This is a genomic window from Pseudoduganella sp. RAF53_2 (assembly GCF_052113985.1).
Classification (GTDB): domain Bacteria; phylum Pseudomonadota; class Gammaproteobacteria; order Burkholderiales; family Burkholderiaceae_D; genus Rugamonas.
In genome coordinates, this window is sequence record NZ_JBFRDW010000804.1 from 1 (window position 1) to 2,325 (window position 2,325).

General features: G+C 61.2%; 3 protein-coding genes. All 3 read left to right on the forward strand.

Going from position 1 to position 2,325, the window contains the following annotated elements; genetic code table 11:
* On the forward strand, positions 1 to 595 hold a 595-nt coding region (locus AB4Z11_RS29725), incomplete at its 5' end, for a site-2 protease family protein (protein ID WP_442029482.1).
* 4 nt (positions 596 to 599) lie between these two features.
* Positions 600 to 1,802, forward strand: a complete 1,203-nt coding sequence (locus tag AB4Z11_RS29730; protein WP_442029484.1) for a tryptophan--tRNA ligase — start codon at positions 600 to 602, stop codon at positions 1,800 to 1,802.
* Positions 1,795 to 2,325: class I SAM-dependent methyltransferase (locus AB4Z11_RS29735; protein ID WP_442029486.1), on the forward strand; the 531-nt coding region annotated here is incomplete at its 3' end. The genes AB4Z11_RS29730 and AB4Z11_RS29735, both read left to right, overlap by 8 nt.

The following is a 2,325-nucleotide window of genomic DNA, read 5'->3' on the forward strand; positions in this document are numbered from 1 at the left end:
AGTTGCCCACGGTTATGTGGCCCGTTATTTCGGTGACGATACGGCCGAACGCATGGGGCGCCTGAGCGCCAATCCGGCGCGCCATATCGACCCGATCGGCACCATCCTGCTGCCGCTGATGCTGCACCTCGCGCATCTGCCGCCGTTTGGCTATGCAAAGCCGGTGCCGGTCGATTACAGCCGCCTGCGCAATCCGAAAAAGCAGATGGGCTTTGTGGCCGCGGCCGGGCCGCTGGCTAATTTTGCGATGGGCTTGTTGTGGCTGCTGATGTTCAATCTGATTGCCGCCATGGGCGTACAAGAGCCGTTCCTGATCGAGATGGCGCGCGGTGGCGTACTGGTTAACGCCGCCATGTGTGCGTTCAATCTGATTCCGATTCCGCCACTGGACGGCGGACGTATCGTGACGGCGTTGCTACCGCACGGTCTCGCCATGCGCTTCGCCAGCATCGAGCGCCTCGGACCGATCGTTTTCATTCTGCTGATCGTGCTGTTGAATACCGGACCTTTCCGTAGTCTGCTGACTGGTCTGATGTACTTTGTCATCTATCTGTTCGGCCTGGTGCTGACGCCGATTACCATTTTCCTGAGCTGACACTATGTACCCAGACCGCGTTGTTTCCGGTATGCGCCCCACAGGCGCCATGCATTTGGGGCACTACCATGGCGCCCTGAAGAACTGGATCAGGATGCAGTCCGAACAGCCTTGCCTGTTCTTCGTGGCCGACTGGCACGCGCTGACCACGCATTACGACGACCCTTCGATCATCGAGAAGTCCACCTGGGACATGCTGGTCGACTGGCTGGCAGCCGGTATCGATCCGACCCAGGCGACGCTGTTCATCCAGTCCAAGATTCCGGAGCACGCCGAGCTGCATCTGCTGCTGTCGATGGCGACGCCGCTGGGCTGGCTGGAGCGCGTGCCTACTTACAAGGACCAGATCGAAAACCTGGCCAACAAGGATCTGGCCACCTACGGCTTCCTCGGCTATCCGCTGCTGCAGGCGGCCGACGTGCTGATCTACCGCGCCAGCGAAGTGCCGGTCGGTGAAGACCAGGTGCCGCACATTGAAATGATGCGCGAGATCGCGCGCCGCTTTAATCACCTGTACGGCAAGGAAAAGGACTTCGAAGAGAAGGCCGGGATCGCCGTCAAGAAGCTGGGCAGCAAGCGCGCCAAGCTGTACAACGAACTGCGCAAGGATTACCAGCAGAACGGCGACAATGCCGCGCTGGAGCAGGCCAAGGCCATGCTGGATGATGCGCAGAGCCTGTCCATGATCGACCGCGAGCGCCTGTTCGGCTACCTGGAAGGATCGCGCAAGCTGATCCTGGTTGAGCCGCAAGCCAGGCTGACCGAAGCGTCGCGCCTGCCGGGCCTGGATGGCCGCAAGATGTCCAAGAGCTATGGCAATGCGATTGCCTTGCGCGAGGATAAGGAAACCGTCACCAAGAAAATCCGTACCATGCCGACCGACCCTGCGCGCGTGCGCCGCACGGATGCGGGTGAACCGGAGCGCTGCCCGGTATGGCAATTCCACGTCGTGTACTCCGATGGTCCGACCCAGGAATGGGTGCAGAAGGGCTGCAAATCGGCCGGCATCGGCTGCATCGAATGCAAACAGCCGGTCATCGACGCCATCATCAAGGAACAGGAGCCGATGCACGAGCGCGCCCAGCCTTATCTGGACGATCCGTCGCAGGTGCGTGCCATTGTCGCCGACGGCAACGAAGCCGCCCGCAAGCTGGCGCAGGAAACCATGCGCGACGTGCGCGAAGCGATGGGATTGAACTATGGATGATCCATCGGTCTGGGTGCAGCGCTTCGCGCCCTTGATTCCAGGCGGCGAAGTGCTGGACCTGGCATGCGGCAATGGCCGCCATTCGCGCTATATGGCTGCGCTGGGCCACCTGGTGGTGGCGGTGGACCGCGATCCGCAGGCGCTGGCCGCTGCGGCGGACGACGGCATCGTTACCAGCGAAATCGACCTGGAAGTGGAGGGCGCCGCCTGGCCTTTCGGTCCGGCGCGCTTTGCCGGTATTGTGGTGACCAATTACCTGCATCGCCCGCTTATCGGCGACATGCTGGGCAGTCTGGCGCCGAACGGTGTGCTGATCTACGAGACTTTCTCCGAAGGCAACGCCGCGTTTGGCAAACCGTCCAATCCCGCCTTCCTGCTGAAGCCGGGAGAGCTGCTGGAACTTGCCCAGCAGCATGGTTTGCGTGTCATCGCGTTTGAGGATGGCGTCGTTAACACGCCGAAACCTGCAATGGTGCAAAGAATTTGCGCCGTAAAGGAAGAGTTTCCAAGGGAAGCGGCTCTG